This window comes from Neoakkermansia glycaniphila (genome assembly GCF_900097105.1).
Classification (GTDB): domain Bacteria; phylum Verrucomicrobiota; class Verrucomicrobiia; order Verrucomicrobiales; family Akkermansiaceae; genus Akkermansia; species Akkermansia glycaniphila.
Genome location: NZ_LT629973.1, coordinates 2,281,606 through 2,303,679 on the forward strand (window position 1 = coordinate 2,281,606; position 22,074 = coordinate 2,303,679).

A 22,074-nucleotide genomic window follows, 5' to 3' on the forward strand; every position below is an offset into this window, starting at 1 on the left:
GATGGGAAATGGGGCATGGTGAGAGTTTGCTCCATGATGTTCGATACTATCATGGTTTGACGCGCTGCCACAAGAGAAATCGGCTGTTGAAGAGGGGCTTTGTGCGTGCAGTCAATAATTGTTAGCGGAGTGTGCGAACGAAGCATGCCTGCAGGCGTGTCTCTACCTGCAGGATGAAACGAATGATTTTATTAAGGCACGGGCAGAGCGCGTGGAACCGCGAGAATCGTTTTACGGGCTGGACGGATGTTCCCTTGACGGCTCAGGGGCGGCAGGAAGCGGTGACGGCGGGTGAGCTGCTGATGGAAGGCGGTTTCAAGTTTCGCCGCGCATTTACGTCCTATTTGAGGCGCGCGATCGATACGCTGAATTTCGTGTTGGAGGAGACGGGGCGGGAGTGGATTCCCGTCGATAAGTCATGGCGTTTGAATGAGAAGCACTACGGGATTCTGCAAGGATGGAATAAGGCGGAGACGGTGAAGAAGTACGGCGAGGAGCAGGTGCATATCTGGCGGCGCAGTTATGATGTGGCTCCGCCTGCTCTTTCGGCGGATGATCCCCGGAATCCGCGTTTTGAAAGCAAGTACGACGGGATTCCGACGGAGGAGCTGCCGCTGACGGAGTCGCTGGCCGATACTTTGCGAAGGCTGCTGCCTTATTGGGAGGGTGTTATTTTACCCGCGCTGGTGGAAGAGGGGGAGGTGATTGTGGCGGCGCACGGCAATAGTCTGCGTGGTATTGTGAAGAATATCAAGGGGATGTCCAATGATGAGATTCTCGATTTCAATATTCCGACGGGTGTTCCGTATGTGTTCGAGTTCGACGATTCCATGCATTATCTCCGGGATTATTTTCTCGGAGATCAGGAGGAGCTGAAGCGAAAGATGGTTGCTACGGCGAAGGTTTAGTTCTCCGGAGTGGTGGTTTGCCGTTCGTTTTTTCGGTAAGGCGTTTCATACGCTTTGTCGAGAATGGCGCGTTTCGTTTCGTATTTGTCGCATGGTTTGGTGGGGCACCAGCGCAGGAGTTCTTGTTCGGATTGCCCGGCTCCGGTGTAGAAGATGTATGGAACGACGGAAGGTTTTGCAGGCGGCAGGCTTTGTGTAATGGCTGAGCCGGGGTGATGCAGGTGCCCCTGCAAGGGGTCCTTGATGTTGGTTTGCCGATGTGAGCAGGTGAAGGTTGGGAGGTGGTGGAGGCAGGTGAAGCCGTAGGAGATGGCGATTTTGGCGAAGAGGGCGAGGAGTAAAACGGTTTCGATGAGGGTGCGCTTTTGCTGCCGCAGCTGTGGCATGGTGCGAGTCCATGCGAGGCTGAGGATGAGGAAGGCAGGAAGGATGGCCTTGAAGAGGAGTTCGTTGAATTGGTCTCCTATATAAAAGAGCGGGAGGATGGCAAAGACGGCGAGTGCTATTTTCAAGGGAGTCCAGAATCGTAGATGCCGAAGGGGGATGTAAAACAGGAATACGATGACGAATGCCGTGAGCAGGAGTATGGAGAGGGCCTCGCTCCATGATACCGCCATGAAGAGTGTGATGCCGGTGTCGAGGTTGCTTTCCGCCCGGGTGTAGTACAGGGCGGCGATGAAGAGAAGAGCGCATGATATCCAGAATGGCGAGGAGCGCAGCAGGAATAGGGTTTGCCGTTTGAGGTCGGATCTGTTGGGAAAGACGGCGTAACACAGGAATGGGAAAAGGCCTATTGCGCCCAAGGGCGATAGGAGGGTAAGCAGGGCTCCGGAGAATGTGTAGTGCCATGCGGCGCGTTTGGGGACGAGAATGAGGGCTGTGGCGAGCAGGGTGGCGGGTGCGTGGTTGATTGTGGAAAGCAGCTGGGTAGCCGGGCCGATGAATCTCGGCATGAGGCTGGTGGGATAGATGTAGGAGACGATGGGCGTGAGTGGGCCCAGGATCATGTTATGAAAGGTGCTGTCCAGAGCAAAGAGGAAGAAGACGAAGAGGAGGCTGATGCGGTTCAGGATGCAGTAGGCGACGAGTATCGTCAGGATGACGGCGGCCGTGTTCCACAAGTAAAGAAAGAGGCCGGGCAGGTCGTGGAGCGGAGAGGTGGAATAGCCGCATAGCGCGGCTATTTTGCTGAGAAGGGCGGGTGGCAGCCATGAGGCGATGTAGTAGGTCAGTTCGCGCCCGTCGGGTAGGATGACCGGCCATGCATAATCGACGAGGTTGCCGTAGAAGGCGTTCCTCTGCCAGAAGTCTCCGTGCTGTGTGAAATTCCCCGTATAGCCTGCAAGGAGTTGTTGTGCGCAGGCGATCAGAATGGCCGCGGCGAGTTTCAGGCAATCGTTGCGGGTGAGTGGAAGGGTGTCTTTCGACCGTTTGTTGAAGAGGATGATCAGGGTGTAGATGATGCCGATCGTCAGAGGCAGGGATATCCACATTTCACACCAGCCAATCAGGAAAAGGATGTTGGGCAGGGCCAGGTAGGCGAGAGCCAGCCAGATGACGATGTCCTTGCGGAGTGCGCCGCAGATGCACCGGCCGGGTTCCGGCTGCAATAAGGGTGTGGTTGCCATGTTTGCGCGAGGGGCGGTGGGGGAGAGTGCGGGTGATATGCTATCGAATCGGTAGCATATCGTCAAGAGGATTGCCTTGGCGTTTGTCGGCGCGGATGCCGCATGCGGGTATCCATGGTGCGTGTTTGATGTTGTCTTTTTTGAGTAATTCCAAAATGCCGCCGTTTGAGCTTGCGGTGGATGCGGTTTGCAAGTAATATCCGATGTCACACGCCATGAGACCTTCGTTTGAGAATATCGATTTGAATGAACGCCCGTTTCTTGTTTTTTGGGAGGTGACGCGGGCGTGTGCTCTGGCCTGCAAGCATTGCCGTGCGACGGCCCAGCCGCATGCCGATCCTCAGGAGCTTTCCACGGAGGAGGCGTTGAAGCTGATTGATGCGATTGCCGTTTTGCGGCCTCCGATGCTGGTGCTGACCGGGGGAGATCCGATGATGCGGCGCGATATTTTCGATTTGATTCGCCATGCCGCCGGCAAGGGGTTGCGCGTTGCGCTGAGTCCTGCCGCGACGGCTCGCCTGATTCATACGGACTTCATGAAGCTGAAGGAGGCTGGCGTGCAGAGCATGTCGTTGAGCCTCGACGGTGCGACGCAGGAGACGCACGATGCCTTCCGCGGGGTGCCGGATACGTATGTCCGCACCTTGCAGGCCGCCCGGATGGCGCAGGAGGCGGGGATGCATTTGCAGATCAATACGACGATTACCCGCAGTACGCTCGGGGAGGTGGATGCGTTCCTTGAGCTGATGAAGGAGCTGAAGCCTTCGATGTGGAGCGTGTTTTTGCTGGTGCCGACGGGGCGCGCCTCGCTCGACGAGCTGCCTTCCGCCGAGGAGGTGGAGGCGGTGTGGCACAGGCTTGAGGAGCTGAGCGTGGATGTGGAGTTCGGCGTGAAGACGACGGAGGGGCATCATTATCGCCGCGTGGCTTTGCAGGAAGCGAAGCGCAAGGGGGCGAAGCCCGCCCGCCATGCCGTGCCGACGCGCGACGGGAAGGGGATCGTGTTCATTTCCCATACGGGCGAGATTCAGCCTTCCGGATTCCTCCCGATGACGGCAGGCAATGTGCGGCAGGACGAGTTGGCCGAGGTTTACCGTTCGCATCCTCTGTTCGTGAAGTTGCGTGACGACGATGCGCTGGAAGGCAAGTGCGGCCGTTGCGAGTACCGTCGCATTTGCGGAGGTTCCCGCGCCCGCGCCTACGGGATGACGGGCAATGCGTTCGCCTCTGATCCTCTGTGCTCTTACCAGCCGCGCTGAGTTTTCTTTTTTCTTATTGCTTATGATCAATATCACCAGACTTTGGACAGGTGCGTCGCAACCGGCGGACCATATTCGCTACGGCCACGGCAGCGGCCACGGTTCTGCCAGTACGGCTTCCTGCATGCCGGTTTCTTCGCGCGTGCGCAAGCCGATCGTCGTCTGGAATATTACGCGTACCTGCAATTTGCGCTGCGTGCATTGTTATGCCGATTCCCATGCCGAGAAGTATCCCGGCGAGTTGACGTGGGAGCAGTGCTGCGAGGTGATTGACGATCTGGCTGAATATAAGGTGAATGCTCTGCTGCTGTCCGGCGGAGAGCCTCTGGTGCACCCGCGATTGCTCGATATTCTGGAGCGGGCGACGGGCAAGGGGCTGAAGGTGACGATTTCGACGAACGGTACGCGTATTACGCCGGAGCTGGCGGCGCGTTTCAAGGAGCTGGGTGTGGCCTATGTCGGCATTTCGCTGGACGGTATCGGGGCTGTGCATGACAAGTTCCGAGGCGTGGAGGGTTCGTTCGAGCAGGCTGTGCGCGGGTTCCGCCTGTGCGAGGAGGTGGGGCAGAAGACCGGCCTGCGCCTGACGCTGACGCGCAATAATGTGCAGTGCATGGAGCAGATTCTGGATTTCATCGAGCGGGAGAATATTCAGCGTGTGTGTTTCTACCATCTCGTGCCGACCGGGCGCGGTGTGGATGTGCAGACGCTTCTTCCGGAAGAAGCCCGCGGGGCGATGGATATGCTGATTGCCCGCGTGGAGCGGTGGAAGGCAGCCGGGAGCGCGCGCGAGCTGTTGACGGTGACTCAGCCTGCCGACGGCATTTACCTGCTGCTGCGCCAGCTGCGCGAGGGTAGCCCGCTGGCTGCCGAGACTTTGAAGCTGCTGCAGTGGAACGGCGGCGGGGCGAACAGTTCCGGCCGCGGTATTGCGAATATCGATACGCAGGGCAATATTCATCCCGACCAGTTCTGGCAGTCCGTGACGCTGGGCAATGTGAAGAAGGAACGTTTTTCCGATGTGTGGGAGGCGAAGGCCGGTGCGGCGGTGGATCTGCTGCCCGAGCTGCGCGCCAGCGACGATCCGCTGGAGAGGCAGGCCAATTTGCGGGGGCGTTGCGCCTCGTGCCGCCATTTCGCCCTGTGCGGCGGCGGTTTCAGGACGCGGGCCGCATTTGCCAACGGCGATTGGTACGGTTCCGATCCCGGTTGCTACCTGTCGGATGAGGAAATCGGGACATCGCTTTAATGCCTGTTTCGCCCCTGTTCCGGTTCCGGTGCAGGGGGCTTGCTGAAAGCCGCCATTTTTTTGAAAGAATGTCGATTTTTCGCTTGCGGAACGAATGGGGTTGTGTTAAAAAAAATCTACCATGAAGCGCGCAGTTCTTTCAGCTCTTGTTCTCTTTGGCCTCGCCGGCACCTGCTATGCCGACATCCAGGCTCCGCCCGCCTCCGAGTATACCGCCACTCGCAAGCTTGGTCGCGCCCTCTCCAATCTTATTTACGCCGTAGAAGAAGTTCCGACCTCGATTCTTCGCTGGCAGGATATGGACGGCAACTATGCCGGCTGGTCCGTCGGCGTTGTGGACGGTTTCGCCCGCACGTTCGAACGTATGGGCTACGGTTTCTATGAATTGGTGACTTTCTGGGCTCCGACCTACAAGTGCACGTATCGTCCTCCCTATCAAGGCAGCTGCGGCCGCAACGGTCTCAAGGAATACAATCCCTGGTCGGGCTTCACCGAATTTCCGCAGGAACTCGGCTTCCAAAGCTACTACAACTATTCCCGCCAGCAGCAGTACTGAAGCAGCGGGTACGTTCCCTTTTCCAACCGCGGATGTCTTCGGATATTCGCGGTTTTTTTTGTGCCGTATGGCTGCCTTGTGCAGGATGCGGCAGGATTGGCTGCTGGAGAGGATGCCGGTGCACTTTTCATGGAGAAGTTGCCGTTGCGTGTAAGCGTTTCCGGGCGAGGGCCGTATGCCGTCCGGGAGTTCAGTGCAAACCGACCTGTACCTGACGGTTATTTGCCTGGTCCTGTACCAAGAACCGGAAAAGGCGTTACCGGGTGGGCTGGTCAGGGGAGGGTGCGGGGTCGAGCGGCTCGCGGGAAATGATGGGTGTATCCGGCGGTGCTGGAATGGGGGTGCGCTCGATGAGCCGCCATTGCCCGTCGATCAGGGAGAAGGTGCAGGCCATGTGCTCGCCGTTCGGAGGATTGAGCTGGAGGAGAACGGTGGCCTGTGTGTCCGAATCGTGCCGGATGGAGAGGACGATATATTTCCTGTTTTTGAGTGCGTCATCCCGTTGGAGCAGGAACTGGATTTCCATCTCGCCCGGAGGCCGGGATGCGGCCCATGCCGAGAGGGTCATGCAGGCGCAGGCGAATGTTGTCAGGATGCGCTTCATGGGGGTATCCTGCTTCCATGCCGCGCCCTTGTCAATGATCTTTTGTCTCTATGGCATGGTTCTGTGTTTTCCTGCGTTTGGAGTTGTGGTATCATCTGCACATGAGTAGTACGCCCACCATTGCCATCGTCGGCCGTCCGAATGTCGGCAAGTCCGCCATTTTCAATCGGATGGTCGGTCGCCGCATCGCCATTGTGCACGACCAGCCGGGCGTGACGCGCGATCGTTTGAGTGCGCCGTGCCGTTTGACTGATTATGCCTGCCATGTGATGGATACGGGCGGTATCGGTTCCGATCTGGAGGACGGCTTTACGGAGCAGGTGGCCCGCGAGGCCGATATGGCTCTGGCGAGTGCGGATCTGATCATGTTTGTGGTCGATAGCCGGGATCATCTGACCCCGGTGGATATCAGCATTGCCGAGCGGTTGCGCCGGGCCGAGGTGCCCGTGCTGCTGGTGCTGAACAAGGCGGATCACGAGAAGCAGGATCTGAATCTCGGCGAGTTCGCCGGTCTCGGTTTCAAGGACGAGATTTTCCTTTCCGCCGCCCATGGGCGCGGTTTCCATGATCTGACGCAATATCTGAACGGGTACCTGAAGAAGCTGGGTGCAGCTCCCGTGGACGCCGAGGAGGTGATGGACGCCGACGAGATGCAGGAGGAGGAGGCTCGCGAGGAGGTGAATGCCGATTCTCCTGTGCGCGTGGCCATCGTCGGCAGGCCGAATGCGGGCAAGTCGTCTCTGGTGAATGCCATTCTGCGCGACGACCGCACGATCGTTTCGGATGTGGCGGGTACGACGCGCGATGCCATTGATATTCCCCATGAAGTGAACGGCAAGGAGTATGTATTCATCGATACGGCGGGCATGCGCCCCCGTTCGCGCCGCGACACGTCCGTCGAAGTGTTTTCCGCGATGCGCAGCGAGCGGGCCATCCGCCGTGCGGATATCTGCCTGCTGGTGGTCGATATTGCGGCTGGGGTGACTGCGCAGGATCGCCGCATCGGCAGCCTGATCGCCAAGGAGGGCAAGCCCTGCTTGATCGTAGTGAACAAGTTCGACCTGTTTCACCCGTCTGCGGAATACAAGGATCGCATGGAGGAGGTGAAGGAGCAGATACGTTCCGAGCTGTTTTTCCTGGATTATGCGCCTTTCGTCGCCGTATCGGCGAAGGAAGGGAAGGGGATTGCGGGTATTTTCACGCAGATCGAGGCGATCCGCAAAGGTTCGCTGGATTATCCGTCCACGGGCCAGCTGAACCGCATCATGCAGCGCGCGCTGGAGGCCAATCCTCCCGGCATGCACCGCCAGTTGAGGAAGAGGCTCAAGCTGTTTTATGCGACGTGCGCGGTGAACGAGAAGTATTCGACCATTCCCGTGCCGACCTATGTGCTGTTCGTGAACGACAAGCGGCTGATGCTCGACAGCTATGCGCAGTATCTCCGCAATGCGATCCGGCAGGAAGTGAAGGGTGTGGGTATTCCCATCCTGTTGTCGCCGCGTTCGCGCGTGCGGCAGGATTGATGCATGCGGCATGAACGAGCGTCCTCTGCTTTCCGTCGAACACCTTTCGGTGCGTTTCCATACGCGCGCCGGAGTGGTGCATGCGGTGGAGGATGTGAGTTTCCAGCTGAATGCCGGGGAAACGCTCGGCATTGTCGGCGAGTCCGGCTCCGGCAAGTCGGTGACGTGCTACGCGCTGATGGGGCTGGTGCCGATGCCGCCCGGCCGCCTTGCGCCGGAGAGCCGCGCCCTGCTCGGCGGGGAGGATGTGCTGGCATGCAGCGAGAGGGAATGGAGCCGGATGCGGGGGAAGCGCATTTCGATGATTTTTCAGGATCCGATGACGTCGCTGAATCCGTATATGAGGGTGGGCGATCAGGTGGCCGAGCCTTTGGTGATCCATCAAGGGGTGTCGTGGCGGGAAGCCCGGGCCCTGGCCGTCGAGGAGCTGGCCCGTGTGGGTATTCCCGAGCCGGAGAAGCGCGCGAAGAGCTACCCGCATGAATTTTCCGGCGGCATGCGGCAGCGGGTGATGATCGCGATGGCTTTGATTACGCGGCCGGAGATTCTGATCGCCGACGAGCCGACGACCGCTCTCGATGTGACGGTGCAGAAGCAGGTGCTTGATTTGCTGCGGCAGCGGCAACAGGAACTCGGCACGGCGATAATCCTGATTACGCACGATCTCGGCGTCGTCAAGGCGTATGCGGACAGGATTCAGGTGATGTATGCGGGAAGGATTCTCGAATCCGCCCCGGCGGAGGAGTTGCTTGGCAATCCTCTGCACGCCTATACGCGTGCGCTGATGCGGGCCATTCCCGCGCACCGGGCGAAGGGGGAGAGGTTGGAGGTTATTCCTGGCCTGCCGCCCAGCCTGCGCGACGGGCAGGAAGGATGTTCGTTCCGCGAGCGGAATATGCTGGGCAACAGTTCTCTCTGCCTGCGCCACGGTACGCCCGAGCTGATCGAGGCATCTTCCGGCCATTGGGTGCGCAATTGTCCGGGCTGTTTGGCGAGGCCGTGAAATTTTTCGAAGGTGAGAAAGGCGCGAATAAAAGACGTTTTGGATGCCTTTAAGCGTTTATGATGGCGCAGTATGACACAATAGCCGTTTTTGCTGGTTGATGTTGCTGATTTCTTGCGCCATCATAAGTGCGATTCCTCTATGAGGATTTTTTGAAAATCCGGAAAACTTCACAACATTATGAGAAAAACATTATTCCTGATGGGCATTTTGGCGATGGTCGGTTCACCTGTTGCCATGGCAAACAGCTATATTAGCAATGAGACCGTCACCGTGAGCAATACCCGCTCGTTTTCCGAGAACCTGAGCGTAGGCACCTATCAGGGCGCCGGGACGCTGGTCGTGGCGAACGGTGGACAGGCCAGCACGGAATACAGTCTTTTCATCGGAGGCCGCGGTTACTGGGCTCCCGGCACGGTGCCCGGCGACTGGGCTGCCGGAGCTCCCCACGAAGGTACGGTGACGATCGCTGAAGGCGGCAGTCTGGCGATCGGTACGCGCAGCGGCGGAGCGCCTGGCGCTCAGCAGATCGTGGTCGGCGGAGCAGCCAAAGGCACTCTCAACATTGCCGGTACGCTGACGACTCCCGGCGTGCTGTATGTGCGCGATGGCTCGGTCAATATTTCCAGAACAGGTTTGCTGCAGATGACCGGTCGCAACGCTGAGGGGCTTGTGGTCGGCGAATACAAGGACGGCTATGCTTCCGCCAGCAACGGGCAAGTCGTCATCGACGGCGGCAGAGTCGAAGTGCGCGACAGCATTGTGACGCTGGGCAGCAATGTGTCTTCCAACACATCCTCGGGATTGGCCAAGGGCACGATGGTGATTCAGAACGGAGCGGGGGTCGACTTCGGTACCAGTCTTGTCACGATCGGCAACGGACAGGGTGCAATCGGCACGATGTCCATCGAATCGAATGCCCGTGTCAATAGCGGACTGGTGCAGCTCGGTTTCGGAACGGGATCATACGGTTCTTTGACGGTTTCCGGAGGCGGTTCCCTGAGTGTCGACGGTTATTTGGTGAACGGTATCGGTGCCGGCAACGGTTCGGTGCAAGTTGCCGCCGGCAGTGCGGTGTATGCAGATGCGATTTCTCTCGGTTCCAACAGTACGACCGTGGTTGTTGCCGGAGGTTTGCTGGCTACGGATACCGATTGCTCTTCCGAGATTTATGCGGGTGCCAAGATCGAAGGCACTCTCTCGTTTTTACATGAAGGTAATATGCTCGTTCTGAAGGAAGGCGTGGATGTCGGCCGCAGTACGAACCTGAACGGGCAATTGTCGAATCTGAAGAATGTCGGAGTGGAAGGCGGTACGTTCTACCGCATGCAGGGCTTCGATCACCTGAAGTCGCTGGCTCTGGTGGGCGGCACGCTGTATCTCGGAACGACGACGACTGAGCTTCTGTCAGGAGAAATTGTAACTCCCGGACAGTCTCCTCGCCTCGTTTTCGTGATCGGTCGGGATTCCGTGGAACACGGTTCCGTGGTGAAAGCCGGTCACATTGACGGATTCGGCAAGGGGCAGGACGTGTCGCAAGCATCTATCATGTTCGATATGAGCAGCTACGGCCTCGACCTCATCGGCCGTAAGGTGGAATTCATCGAAGATCAGACGAATCAGAATTATGTGCGTTTCGACGATACGATGTATGTGGACAATACGGCATCGTTGGCCGCGCTCGGCGACAATACCTTCAATGACGGTACGACGAGATTCGATTACGTTTATACCGGTACGGGGATTGAATTCAAGAATCGCCTGACAACGACGATTCCTCCGGATGGTCCTGTCGTGAATAATGATGAAAAGATTGAATCGGAAATCGTTTTGGGCGATACGGTCGTGAATCACGGTACGGTGACGTTTACTCCCGACATGTCGACGGGGATGAGCGGAAATCCCGTGACGATCGCTTCCTTTATTGCGACCGGCAGCAACCTTCTTGAAGCTGCCACTGCGACGTATGCTCGTGTACATACGACCGTGACGAATAATCCCGATGGAAGCAAGCATGTGGTGATCGACCGCGAACCGCTCGATATGCCGGCCGATGTGGCTGTTCTCGTCCGCAGGACGATTGACGTCAATCCCGACGGTGCCGACCGTGGCAAGATCGGCGATGCTACAATGGGGCAGCAGGTCAATTACATGCTCGTTTCCGGCGATGGATCCCTGACGCTGAATCGTACGGATTTGACGGCAGATAAGCGCCTGACGGCGTATTCGGGAAGCCGGATTGCGCTGAATGACAGTACGATCGTGGTCGGTGGTTCTCAGACGCATGTCGATGCTTCTCTTGCCGCCTATGTCGGTGATTCCGAATTGGACGGTACGACGCTGAGCCTGAACAACGGTTCCAGCCTGACGACGAAGAAGGTGGCTCAGGCGGAAACATCGTTCTCCATCAAGAATTCGTCCGTCAATTTCGGAACGACGGGCAATAACGTGATTGCATCCGGCGACGGAGCTCCGATCGATATCACGAATTCGACGATCAACGGCAACGGTACGCTGAATTATGTGACGGTGAATAATTCCGTGGTAACGCCTGCGGTTCTCGCCCCCGGCGCTACCGGCTCCCGTTCGCTCACGTTGAACAATACGAAGGTATCCGACTCCCTGTTCAATTTCGATCTGGGCAATGTTGCGATTCAGTCCGGCGGTATGAACCAGTTTACGCTGTACCTGCTTCAGGGTACGGAACAGTTGAATAACGTGAAGGTGGCCTTGCAGCTGACTCCCGGCCAGGAAGAAGCTCAGCGCGCAAGCCTGACCAACGGCACGACCTTCCAGCTCTTCCAGTATGGCGAGGGCGCTTCCTTCACAGGTACGCTTCTTTCCGATCCCTCCCTGCTTCCCGTGCTTGCCCCGGGTCTCATTTGGGATCTGAACAATCTGTCCGGCGGTGTTCTCAGCGTGGTCTGGGAACCCATCGGCGACGGTCAGCGCATTGCCAATACGCTGCGCAGCGCGGCGATGACTGCTCGTAATTTCGGCCAGACGGCTCTTGCTCATGCTGCCGATTTCCGCCATCCGGAAGGAAAGAACCTGTGGTTCTCCGGCCTCGGCTACTTCGACAATGCCAGCAGCCACAACGGCCGCACCGGTTATGAGTTCAATACGGGCGGCTATGCCGTCGGTATCGACCGCACGTTCGACCGCACGACGATCGGTTTCGCCTTCGGGCAGACCTTCGGCACGAACACGCCGAAGAACAACTCCATGTACTACACCGCCGGCAAGATCAAGCAGGACGGCAAGCTCTACGGCCTCTACGGCCGCCAGATCGTGATGAGCTCGGACAAGGATTCGGTTTATATCGACGGATATGCCATGACCGGCAACTTCGACAATAAAAGCGAGAAGGTTTCTCTGCGCAATGGCCAGTTCAGCACAGCCAAGTGGGAAGATCAAGCATACTCCCTGGGCCTGATCGGCACGTGGCGTCATGAAGTGGCCGCTGCGACGTATCTCAAGCCGTTCATCGGCATTGATTACACGTCGATCGGCATGGATGAGTTCTCGGAATCGAACGGTGCTATTTCCTCCACATACACGGACGGTTCGTACAGCGCGCTGACGGCCGTGGTCGGCGTCGGGCTCGAACGCACGTACGTTCTCGCAAACAACATGGAGCTTTCTCCTGAAGTGAGCGTTTCTTACGTGGGCGATATTTCCCGCAAGGATGGAAAGGTTTCCTACATCAACGATTACTCGACTCCGATGACGGAATACTCCGTTTCCCCGGGTCGTAGCGCCGTGCAGCTGGATGCCGCCGTGAACTGGAAGATCAACGAACGCTGGGGCGCCCGTGCCGGGTACGGTTATTCCTACCGTAGCGGAGCGAACAGCCAGGTGGTCAGCGGTCTTGTCAGCTACGCATTCTGATTCAATCTTCACAGACAGACATTGTATTGACGGGGGGCGGATGAAGATCCGCCCCCTTTTTTTCGTTTGCCGCCGCGCGGCGACTGGCGTATGATGATGCGGCCATGACCGATGCCTACGCTCGCCTTGCCGATTATCTGCGCCGTTTTTACGCGCCGGATGAATTTCCTGCTCTTCTGTATCAGGCGGAATCGTGGGCTTCCTCCCGGCCTCTGAATGGTTTGAGGATTCTGGACGGTACGCCCGTATTCCGCAATACGATGGCCAAGTATATGGCTTTGATCGCTGCCGGGGCGGAACTGTGCGTTCCTCCGCCCTCGGTGATGCCCGGAGATCCCGCCGTGCTGGCCATGCTGCCGGAGTTCGGCATTCGGGTAGCGGATGGGAAGGTCGGAGAGTTCGATATGGTTCTGGATTGCGCGGGAGCCCATGCCGGGTTGAGGCCGCGCTATGGGTTTGCCGAGTTGACGCGTTCGGGCGTTGCGCGGTTTGAAGGATGCAGCAAACCTGTTTTTCTGGCAGATGCCGGGATGATCAAGATGATCGAGACGTGCCTCGGTACGGGGGAAAGTTTTTTCCGTGCGTTGCAATCGCTTGGTTACGGTGATGTGCAAGGGCGGGAGTTGGCGGTGTTCGGCTACGGCAAGGTGGGCCGAGGGCTGGTGTATTATGCCCTGCAGCGGAAGATGAGCGTGACGGTGATCGACCGTGCGGATCGCTCGCAGGAGGTGCCGGATGGCGTTCGGTTCGTGCATGCGGGGAATCCGGAATGCGTGCGGTCTGCGGTGGAGCAGGCATGGTGCGCGGTGACGGCAACGGGCGTGCGGCATGCGCTGGAAGATGTGTTTCGCCCCGGAGTGCCGGATGGTGTGCTGCTGGCCAATATGGGGGTGGAGGACGAGTTCGGCCCTTCCGTGCCGGCCGAGAGGGTTCTCTCAGCCAAGAGGCCGCTGAATTTTATTTTGGAGGAGCCGACGTCGATGTGCTACATCGAGACGACGATGGCTTTGCACAATGCCGGAGCAGTCGAACTTCTGCGCCCGGATTGTCCGGCCGGGGTCTTTGCTCCGGCCGCACAGGTGGAGCAGGAGCTGCTGGATATCGTGCGGAGCAGGGGAAGGCTGGCTGCCGATCTGCAGCTGCTGGGGTGCTGAGGATGCGAAGAAGCGGAGCAACCTGTAGAAGATTGCTCCGCCCGAGGAATTGCCCGGCAAGGCGCGTATGGTACCCTTACGCCGCCCTGCGCCTGCGGCGAAGCAGCAGCGCCGAAAGACCCAGCAGACTCAGCGTCGCCGTCGCCGGCTCCGGAACCATTCTCAGAGTCAGGCTGCCGTCGGACGCATAGTTGTCGTACATCAACACCCAGCCGGAGGCGGTCAGTGCTTCCATATCCAGCGATGAGTAGTCCAGCACAGAGCCAATCCACGTCATATTCAGTCCTTCGCGATTGTCCAGAAGGTGGATCGTCACTTTATCGCCGAATGAGGCTCCCAGCCCGACCAGCGTACTGTAGAAACTCGCATCGAACGTCACCTCGCAGGTGGAGCCTGCCAGCAGCGTGATGTTGCCCGTGCCTTCCGTCGCATAGTGCCGCGTAAGGTCGAAGCTCATCGTATCCGCATTGAAATCGGAAGCGTACACCATGGCCGTCAGCGTCTCGGAAATCGTAATCCGAGCACCGTTCTTGGCCAGCAATTGCGAGGCCGCCATCTGCTGCTCTCCGCCGCCCAGCAGGGAGACGCTCGCCATGCTCAGTACGGCATTTTCCGCCGTCATCGTGCCGTAGTTCGTCACCATACCCGAGAGGGAGGCATTCTGCTTGAAGTGGACGGTGCCGCGGTTCTCGTAGCTGCCGGAGAGCTGGACTGCACCCTGGTAGGTGACGGAGCCCGAGGCGTCCACCGTGGAGGTGCCCGTATAGTTCACGGTGCCGGAGAGGACGAGATCGCCGTCGCCCTTCTTGTGGAAACTTGTACCGTCCCAGCCGCTGGCGTAGGTGATGCCTGTACGGTCGCCGAGATTGTCGGAGATGGTCACGGTACCGTCGGCCTTGTTGACGGTGAAACTGCCGGTGCCGAGGGCTTCGCCGCCGTTGTTCCAGGCAGAAGCCGCCGTCAGCACATAATCGTTTCCGGAAACGGAAGACCGGTAAACCACATGATCGCGGTATCCGGCGACGGTGGACTGGGCGAGATTGGCAAGCCCGGTCTGGGAAGTATTGCGGATGAGGGTGACGGAGCCACCTTCGTTCATCTTGAGCCGGGAGGCGTTGTTGAGGGAAACGGTCACGCCGGAGGCATAGGTTCCGTTGTCGACGGTCAGCATGGTACCGCCTGCCACGGCCTTCGACAGGTCGAAGGAAAGGGACATGCCGGAGGCAAGGCTGAGGGAATCGACGGAAGAACCGGAACCTGCAACGGCGACATTCTGGTAAGTGTAAGCTCCAGCAGCACCCTGAAGGCGGCCGTTATCGCCGAAAGTGATGGTGGTGAAGGAAGCTGTTGCGCCGCCCTGGAAGGAAAGGGAAGTCGTCCTGCCGCCGATGATGAAATCGGAAGCGGAGAAGGAAAGGGCGGCATCGTTCTTGTAAAGCGTGAGGGAGTCGACGTTGGAGATGGAGTCGAAGGAGACGTTGGTCGTGCCTCCTGCTCCGCCGGCACAATCTCCGTTGCTGCCTGCTTTACCATTGAATCCGCTGGCGATGTAGATGTTGTTGTACTGGGTGAGATTACCGCCCGACACAGTCACGGAACCTCCTGCGCCGCCATCATTGGTGCGTGTGGTGTTGAGGCCGCCTCCGCCTTCGCCGTTGCTGCCGTTGGTCGTGGTTACGGTGCCCAATTCACCAAGAGCAGAATAGGAGAATGAACCGCCTGAGCCGCTGCCACCGCAGCCTCCGCCACTTGCACCCCCGCCGCCATTGCCGTTGCCGGTTCCGGTAGCGCCAAGATTGCTGGTGGATACATACGCGGCACTGCCACCGCCGCCGCCGCCGCAATAAAGGCCCCAGCCGCTGCCGCCATTACCGCCTGCATTGGTGATGTTCCCCTGACCACCTTGTCCTGCAGAACCGCCACCGGATGGGGAACTGCCGCCGCCTCCATTCCCGGCCGATATGTAGAGATCGGCGGCCATGGCATGTGTGACCAGCATGCCGAGCAAGACGATGGAGAATCTTGACATCTTGATTTTCATATAAATGTGATATTGGTGTTGAATTTGGGGTAAGAGGCTTGTCCTACCGCTGGCGTTAGTCTATCGGATAAACAATCCGTTATATTATAGTTGTGTTATTGTGCTGAATCAACTGGATGTGAATGGAATATGGTTATAATGGTGTTTGGGTTTCAACGTGAAACATGTTATTTCTCCATGTAATACCTGAATATTCTGGGGATTGCATGGCCTACCGGTTTTGAGGCATGTGAATGGCCGTCGCTCGTTTTACCGCTAACCTTCAATCATATGTCGCCGCATGTCGTCATTTTCTATACATTTTACACGATTTGTCGATTTAGGGCTTGATAACGGATTGTTTATCCGCAATGCATGTATTGTTTTCATAAATTTCTTTTTGTAAATGATTTCAATGATGATTGTATGATTTGTTTTTGTTCTATTTTTGTGTGATTGCCGTTGTTCGTAAATAAAAGAACGGCCTCCTGAAGAGGAGGCCGTTGCGGATGATTGATGGTCGGAAGCCGTTTTATTGGGCTGCTGGTTTTTCAGCAGCGTGGTCATGTTCCGCATGGTCATGATCGGCGTCGGTGTGTTCACCATCCTTGTGGTCATGGCCGCAGTCGCATTTGCCGTCTTTTGGGGCGTTGGTGGCCCATGCCTTGACGATTTCGATTTTTTCGGCGTTCAGGACGGGCGCCGTTTCCGTGGAGTCGGGGGCCATTTTGCCGGAGACGACGACGTAGTCGAGTTCCTTGAGGCCGTTGACTCCCTTGACGCTTTGCTCAATGACCATGCCTTCCTTGTCTGCAAGCTGGATGGTGAGCATGTTGGCGGTTTTGACGTCCTGCGGGGTGCAGCAGGCGGTGTAGGGTTTTTCTTCCTGCATTTCGGCGATGACGAAGGAGGGGTCGCCGATTTTGAAGAAGGCCTGTCCGTTGGCAAAGATGTCTTCGGCTCCGACGAGGCGTCCGCGGACGGTGACGGTTTCACCGGCTGCCGTTTTGCGGGCGTCCTTGATGTCTTTGGCCTGTTCTTTGCCTTCGACGGTGCCGAAGTAGCCTTGCAGGGCTGAGGTGGCGGCGGCGCTGGCTGCCGGGGCGGCGTTTTCCGTAGCGGCCTTGTCCTTGCAGGCGTTGAGGGCGAGCATGGAGAGGGCGGCGATGATGTATGCGGTTGTTTTCATGATTCGATTTTTATGGTTGGTTTATTGTGGCTGGTCAGATGGATCGGAGGGCGGTGGGCAGGGGTACCCGGAGGCAGCTCCATGCGGGCAGGGCTGCGCCGATGAGGCCGAGTCCTACGCCGGTGAGCATGCCGTAGATGAGGGTGGCGGCATCGAAGTGCAGCGTGAGGGTGCCCGCCGAGAGGGAGATGGTAGCATCCGAGAAGACGAAGACGCAGAGGACGCAGGCAAGGAGGGTGCCGAGCATGCAGGAGAGGAGGGCTTCGATGAGCAGGGAACAGAAGATGTTCATGCGGGTGAAGCCCATGGCCTGCAGGGCGGCAAGTTCCCGCGTGCGGGAGCCGAAGGCGGCGTAGAGGGTGTTGAATCCGCCAAAGAGGGCGCCGATCGCCACGAGTAGGGCGCTGAGCCATGTGATGGTGACGATGGGGCCGAAGAATTTGGCGAGGTCTTCGTAGTATTTGGTTTCCGAGACGGCGGCCAGTTCGAGGTCGGAGCGGCGGAAGGCCATGTTTTGCAGGGCTTTGGCTCCTTTGCCTTCGGTGGTGGCGATGACGCAGGAGGGGTTTTCCCGTTTGGTGAGGGCGAGGATGTCGCTTCTGTCTCCCCAGATTTCGGATTCGTAGCGTGTGTTGGGCGCGGCGAAGTGGCCGGATATGCGGAATTTGGCTCCCCCCAGGGTGATGGTTTTGCCGAGGGCTACGTCGGCTTTGTCGACGCCGAGGGCATGGTAGGTGAGTTCGCCGACGAGGATTTCACCGGGTTTGGGCAGGCGTCCGTCGGTGAGGCGGACGGTGTCGTGTACGGTGAAGGCTTCGGGGCCTATGCCGCGGATGTAGGCTCTGCCTTTTTGTCCGCCGGGGAAGATGACGGGCGTCATGCAGTGGACTTCCGTGGAGACTCGGGGGCGGTCGCCTTTGACGACTCCGGGTGTGGCGGCGGCTACGGTGGTGGCCTCGCCCGGGATGGAGGAGCGCTGGAGGCTTTCCGTGGATCCCGTGCTGAGGAGGATGACGTTGTTCGGGTTCCCCGTGGAGCCGAGCATGCGGTTCATGCTGGAGTCGAAGGAGAGCGAGAGCATGACGAGCAGGACGACGGCGAATGCCCCGAGGATGATCTGGACGGTGCGGCCGGGCTCGCGCTGGAGGTTTTTGACTGTGTAGAAGAATGGCAACATGGTGGTGGCAAGGTTAGCGGAGTGAATCTGCAAGCGGTTTGCGCGCGGCAGCCCATGCGGGCCAGAGGGTGGCGATGAGACCGAGGAGTACGGAGACGCCCAGCGAGGAGGCGATGGTTTCCGGGCTGGCCTGGATCATGAGCGATACGCCTTCGTTGCCCATGGTGAGGGGTGAGAGGCCGAGCAGGAGGATGCAGCCTCCCGCGCCGATGATGCCGCCGGCGATGCCGAGGATGATGCCTTCCCAGAGGGTGAGGCAGGCGACGTGGAGGCGAGACCAACCGATGGTCTGGTAGATGGCTGCTTCCTTGATGCGGCCGCGTACGGCGAGCAGGGCGCTGTTCGAGAGGAGGCCCAGTACGGCGATGACGGCGCCGACTCCCAGCCATTTGGAGAAGCCGATGAGTTCGAGCATTTGTCCGGCGGTTTCGGTGAAGAATTCGCTTTTGGCTCTCGTTTTGGTGGAGGTGGTGCCGGTGCGGTAGCGGGCGTCGATTTCGATGGCGAGGGCGTCGAGCCTTCTGGCATCTGCGGCATCGACCTGGAACATGGTGACGTTGCCGAGGCCGATGCGTGAGGTCTGCTGCAGGAAGTCGAGCGGTACGTAGATGCTGGTCGCATCTTCGGGGCGGTCGGATTTCGAGATGGCGACGACATGGGCTTTGACTCCTGCCGCATCGAACATGTCTCCTACGGAGAGGTTTCGGAGTTTGGCGAAGGATTCCGGGACGACGGCGGCATCATTGCGCGTGGGCCATGCCGAGAGGGAGCCGTCGACGATCTTGAGGTGCTTGTCGATGCTTTTCAGGTAGTCGGGCGTGATGCCGCGGAAGGTGATGACGTCGAGGCTGGCTCCGCAGTTGTTGACCCATATCTGGATGGGGTACACGCCTTTGACTCCGTTGATTTTCGAGATTTCCCGGCTGTAGTGTTCGGGCAGGACGGAGGTGGATGGGCAGAAGCGGTCCGCCTGGAAGACGATGAGCGAGGAGTCGGCCGCGGCTTTGGTGAGAGCGCGGTCGAGGGAGTCCTGCAAGGCCGTGACGGCTGTGAACAGGAACATCCCCGCTGCGACGCCGAGCAAGGTCAGCGTGCTGCGCAGTCTGTTGCGGACGAGCGATTTGTACGCTACTTCGCCGAGGCGCAGGATGTTGATGACGGTTTGTTTCATGCGGCGCTGGAGGTTCCGGGTTCGACGAGGACTCCTTTTTCGAGGTGGAGGGTGCGGTCTGCCGCAGCTGCTGCCTTCGGGTCGTGCGTGACCATGACGATGGTTTTGCCGTGGTCGTGGGCGAGGGAGTTGAGCAGTTTCAGCACGGCGTCGGCGGATTCGCGGTCGAGGTCGCCCGTGGGTTCGTCGGCGACGAGGAGTTCGGGGTTCGCGACGAGGGCTCGTGCGATGGCGACGCGCTGTTCCTGCCCGCCGGAGAGTTCGCCGGGGCGATGGTGGTAGCGTTCCTTGAGGCCGACGAGGTCGAGCGCGGCCATGGAGCGTTCGCGGCGTTCCTTGCGGCCCATGGTTTGGAGCATGAGGGGGAGTTCGACGTTTTCCAGCGCGTCGAGCGTGGGGATGAGGTGGTAGAGCTGGAAGATGTAGCCGACGTTGGCGGCGCGCCAGCGGGTGAGGGCTCCGCGGTTCAGCCCCATGAGTTCCTGCCCGCCGATGACGAGGGAGCCGGAGGATGGGGTGTCGATTCCTGCGATGAGGTTGAGCAGGGTGGTTTTGCCGGAGCCAGAGGGGCCCATGAGTGCGAGGAATTGCCCTTTGGGGACTTCGAGGGAAAGGTTGTTCAACGGCCTGATGGTTTGTGCTCCTTTGGCGAATTCCTTGGTCAGGTGTTGGCAGACGATGTGGTTCATGGTTTTGAAGATGGTTTGGTGTTTATTGTGCTTTGACGTTTTGGTCGGCCTTGAAGTCGGCCGAGGGTGCGAGGACGACGGGTTCCCCGGGAAGCAGGCCGCCGGTGACGGCGATGCGGTCTCCCTTGTCGCGGGAGGGATCGCGCGTGATCTGGCGCGATTCGAGTTTGTTGTTGATGGTGACGACCCAGACGCGGTCTTCGCCTGCGAGGGCTTCGCGGGGGATGAGGACGCTGTCCGACGTTTCTCCTCCGGCTGCGGGTGCGGGCGCGCTGGTTGCGGTGTCCATGTCTCCGGGGGAGTAGACTTCGGCGCGGCAGAGCATGCCAGGGCGCAGGAGGTCGTCAGGTTCGGTGACGCTGACCTGGGCGCGCAGGGTGTTGCGCTGCTGGTCGGCTTCGCCGTAGATGCGGGAGACGATTCCTTTGAAGGTGCGGTCCGGGAAGGTTTCGCAGTGGATGCGCGCATTCTGTCCGACGTACATTTTGGTAGCCTGGTCGAGGGGTACGTCCATGCTCAGGGCGACTTTTTCAGGGTCGTAGAGGGAGACGGCCGTGCCGATGTCTTTGCTCGCACCTTCTCCCGTGGTGTTGAGGCGGGAGCCGGGGGAGGTGAAGAGGCGGAGAACGCGGCCCTTGATGGGCGATTTGATTTCACAGCGCGAGAGGTCGAGCTTGGCCTGGTTGCATGCCTGTTCGGCTTTGGCTTCCTGTGCTCTGGCGGATGCCAGCCGGGCTTCGCATTCCGCGATGGCGGCGTTGGATGCAGCCAGTACGGCACCTGCCGCTTCCACTTTTTTGATGTATTCGTTCTTTTCGTGGAGGGCGTCGGTGATGGTTTTGTCGCTCACGAGGTCGCGGCCGAGTTTGGAGTAGCGTTCGTGGTTGATTTCAAGGTTTTTGAGGCGTTCCTTGTCGGCGGCGAGGTTGGCTTGCTGTGCGGCGAGGTTGGCGCGTGCTGTGTCGAGTTCGGCTTTGCGGAGCTGGACGGTGGCCGTGGCGTCCTGATGGTCGGCGTGGGTTTGGTCGACATGGATGCGGAAGTCGTCGTCAATGAAGGTGACGAGCGTTTGGCCTTTTTCGACGAGTTCGCCTTCGGTGACGAGTACATCTTTGACCGTGCCGCTGATGAGGGTGCCGGCGCGCGTTTCGAGCGGGTCGGGGGCGATCCAGCCCGAGGCCTGGAAGAGCATGTGGGCGGGAGCTTTTTTCTGCGCTTCGGCATCAATGGCGGGAGCAGAGTCGGCGATGGCTTCGGCGCGTGCGATGCGTACGGGCGTGGCGGGTTTGAGGTCGTCCCAGAGGACGAGGGCAAAGACTCCGACGAAGCCGAGCAGGATGATGAGCGGGAAGAACCAGGTGGGCAGGGTGCGCTGGGCGCGTTTTTTGCCGGAACCTGGCTCCGGCTGCGAAGATGATGATTGTTTGGTAAGTAATTCGAGTGACATGTGTGGAGGTTGTTTGGATATGCTTGGGAAGTGCAGGCGGGCGCAATGCCGCCAATTCACCGGGAGTCTTCAAGGGACGTGCGTTCCGGTGTGTACGATCCTGTGCCGTTTTTCCGGAGATGGAAAAACGCATATCCTGCCTCCTAGGACAGAAGGGGTGTGGTATGGCCGCAGTAGGGAGCGGCGGTCGATGCCGGGTCGGGCGGGGGCCAAGGTTCCACGGCGGGGATGCCGTCGGGTTGGCAACCGTGAAGTTCAAGCTCCGTGCGTTCGAGGTAGAGTACGGGCACGGCTGGTGCGGAGGCTAGGACAAAAGCGGTGAATTCGTAGGTGTTGTCCGTTGCCAGAAGGATGTTGTGGCATCCATGGCAGTTGGGGCACATGCCGGGAATTTCTTCGGGTTCCGCGCAGTGTTCGCACAAATGCGAGTGTATATGAGCGGCCTTCGCCTGCTGGTTGGAGATGATTTGCTGTTCGACGCCGCATTCGCCGATGAAGAGCTTGTTGTCATGCGGGCATACGCCGATTCGCACCGAGTTGCCCAGCATGGTGAGCAAGAAGGCGAGAAGGATCAGCATGTTTCCGGCAAATTTCATGCGCTCTATG

18 protein-coding genes are annotated in these 22,074 nt (G+C 59.0%); 8 read left to right on the forward strand and 10 right to left on the reverse strand.

The window, feature by feature from the left end; translation table 11 throughout:
- The first annotated feature begins 173 nt into the window (after nucleotides 1-173).
- A complete protein-coding gene (gene gpmA / locus PYTT_RS09550) occupies nucleotides 174-908 on the forward strand; it encodes a 2,3-diphosphoglycerate-dependent phosphoglycerate mutase (RefSeq protein ID WP_067777891.1) in 735 nt (244 codons plus the stop codon).
- Here gpmA and PYTT_RS09555 read toward each other — a convergent pair.
- Nucleotides 905-2,536, reverse strand: coding sequence for a hypothetical protein (locus PYTT_RS09555; RefSeq protein ID WP_067777892.1), 1,632 nt, complete (start codon nucleotides 2,534-2,536; stop codon nucleotides 905-907). The genes gpmA and PYTT_RS09555 overlap by 4 nt on opposite strands.
- 215 nt (nucleotides 2,537-2,751) lie before the next feature.
- Between PYTT_RS09555 and PYTT_RS09560 the strand changes: the two genes are divergently transcribed.
- The 3 genes from PYTT_RS09560 (at nucleotide 2,752) to PYTT_RS09570 (ending at nucleotide 5,600) form a co-directional block, all read left to right on the forward strand.
- Entirely contained in the window at nucleotides 2,752-3,795 is a 1,044-nt protein-coding gene (locus PYTT_RS09560; RefSeq protein ID WP_067777893.1) for a radical SAM protein, read from the forward strand.
- A gap of 22 nt (nucleotides 3,796-3,817) precedes the next feature.
- Nucleotides 3,818-5,044 (forward strand): radical SAM protein, encoded by a 1,227-nt coding sequence (locus PYTT_RS09565; protein ID WP_067777894.1) that lies wholly within the window; start codon nucleotides 3,818-3,820, stop codon nucleotides 5,042-5,044.
- A 121-nt stretch (nucleotides 5,045-5,165) separates the two neighbouring features.
- Nucleotides 5,166-5,600: an exosortase system-associated protein, TIGR04073 family gene (locus PYTT_RS09570; RefSeq protein ID WP_067777895.1), complete on the forward strand. Its 435-nt coding sequence runs from the start codon at nucleotides 5,166-5,168 to the stop codon at nucleotides 5,598-5,600.
- A gap of 256 nt (nucleotides 5,601-5,856) precedes the next feature.
- Here PYTT_RS09570 and PYTT_RS09575 read toward each other — a convergent pair whose 3' ends face one another.
- Nucleotides 5,857-6,204, reverse strand: coding sequence for a hypothetical protein (locus PYTT_RS09575; protein WP_067777896.1), 348 nt, complete (start codon nucleotides 6,202-6,204; stop codon nucleotides 5,857-5,859).
- A 101-nt stretch (nucleotides 6,205-6,305) separates the two neighbouring features.
- On the opposite strand from PYTT_RS09575, the gene der reads away from it, so the two are divergent.
- The 4 genes from der to PYTT_RS09595 all read left to right on the forward strand — a co-directional run bounded on the left by der (nucleotide 6,306) and on the right by PYTT_RS09595 (nucleotide 13,775).
- Nucleotides 6,306-7,727 (forward strand): ribosome biogenesis GTPase Der, encoded by a 1,422-nt coding sequence (gene der / locus PYTT_RS09580; protein WP_067777973.1) that lies wholly within the window; start codon nucleotides 6,306-6,308, stop codon nucleotides 7,725-7,727.
- A gap of 10 nt (nucleotides 7,728-7,737) precedes the next feature.
- Nucleotides 7,738-8,730 carry an ABC transporter ATP-binding protein gene (locus tag PYTT_RS09585; RefSeq protein WP_172801807.1) on the forward strand — a complete coding sequence of 331 codons (993 nt, stop codon included), beginning with the start codon at nucleotides 7,738-7,740 and terminating at the stop codon, nucleotides 8,728-8,730.
- A gap of 180 nt (nucleotides 8,731-8,910) precedes the next feature.
- Entirely contained in the window at nucleotides 8,911-12,621 is a 3,711-nt protein-coding gene (locus PYTT_RS09590) for an autotransporter outer membrane beta-barrel domain-containing protein (RefSeq protein WP_083077136.1), read from the forward strand.
- Nucleotides 12,622-12,725: 104 nt separating this feature from the next.
- Nucleotides 12,726-13,775, forward strand: coding sequence for a Rossmann-fold NAD(P)-binding domain-containing protein (locus PYTT_RS09595; RefSeq protein ID WP_067777899.1), 1,050 nt, complete (start codon nucleotides 12,726-12,728; stop codon nucleotides 13,773-13,775).
- Between the two features lie 76 nt (nucleotides 13,776-13,851).
- Here the strand turns inward: PYTT_RS09595 and PYTT_RS09600 are convergent, their stop codons facing one another.
- From PYTT_RS09600 to PYTT_RS09630, 8 genes are all read right to left on the reverse strand, one after another.
- A complete protein-coding gene (locus PYTT_RS09600) occupies nucleotides 13,852-15,816 on the reverse strand; it encodes a PEP-CTERM sorting domain-containing protein (RefSeq protein WP_067777901.1) in 1,965 nt (654 codons plus the stop codon).
- Nucleotides 15,817-16,071: 255 nt separating this feature from the next.
- Nucleotides 16,072-16,362, reverse strand: a complete 291-nt coding sequence (locus PYTT_RS13415) for a hypothetical protein (RefSeq protein WP_141675926.1) — start codon at nucleotides 16,360-16,362, stop codon at nucleotides 16,072-16,074.
- Nucleotides 16,328-16,984, reverse strand: coding sequence for a hypothetical protein (locus tag PYTT_RS09605; RefSeq protein WP_067777903.1), 657 nt, complete (start codon nucleotides 16,982-16,984; stop codon nucleotides 16,328-16,330). The genes PYTT_RS13415 and PYTT_RS09605 overlap by 35 nt, the downstream gene beginning before the upstream one ends.
- A gap of 34 nt (nucleotides 16,985-17,018) precedes the next feature.
- Nucleotides 17,019-18,161 carry an ABC transporter permease gene (locus PYTT_RS09610; RefSeq protein WP_067777905.1) on the reverse strand — a complete coding sequence of 381 codons (1,143 nt, stop codon included), beginning with the start codon at nucleotides 18,159-18,161 and terminating at the stop codon, nucleotides 17,019-17,021.
- A gap of 13 nt (nucleotides 18,162-18,174) precedes the next feature.
- Nucleotides 18,175-19,332, reverse strand: coding sequence for an ABC transporter permease (locus PYTT_RS09615; RefSeq protein WP_067777907.1), 1,158 nt, complete (start codon nucleotides 19,330-19,332; stop codon nucleotides 18,175-18,177).
- Nucleotides 19,329-20,021: an ABC transporter ATP-binding protein gene (locus PYTT_RS09620; protein WP_067777909.1), complete on the reverse strand. Its 693-nt coding sequence runs from the start codon at nucleotides 20,019-20,021 to the stop codon at nucleotides 19,329-19,331. Before PYTT_RS09620 ends, PYTT_RS09615 begins: the two co-directional genes overlap by 4 nt.
- A 22-nt stretch (nucleotides 20,022-20,043) precedes the next feature.
- A complete protein-coding gene (locus PYTT_RS09625; protein ID WP_067777911.1) occupies nucleotides 20,044-21,468 on the reverse strand; it encodes an efflux RND transporter periplasmic adaptor subunit in 1,425 nt (474 codons plus the stop codon).
- A 143-nt stretch (nucleotides 21,469-21,611) separates the two neighbouring features.
- Complete coding sequence (locus PYTT_RS09630) at nucleotides 21,612-22,046, reverse strand: hypothetical protein (protein WP_156850359.1); 435 nt, start codon at nucleotides 22,044-22,046, stop codon at nucleotides 21,612-21,614.
- Nucleotides 22,047-22,074: the final 28 nt, after the last annotated feature.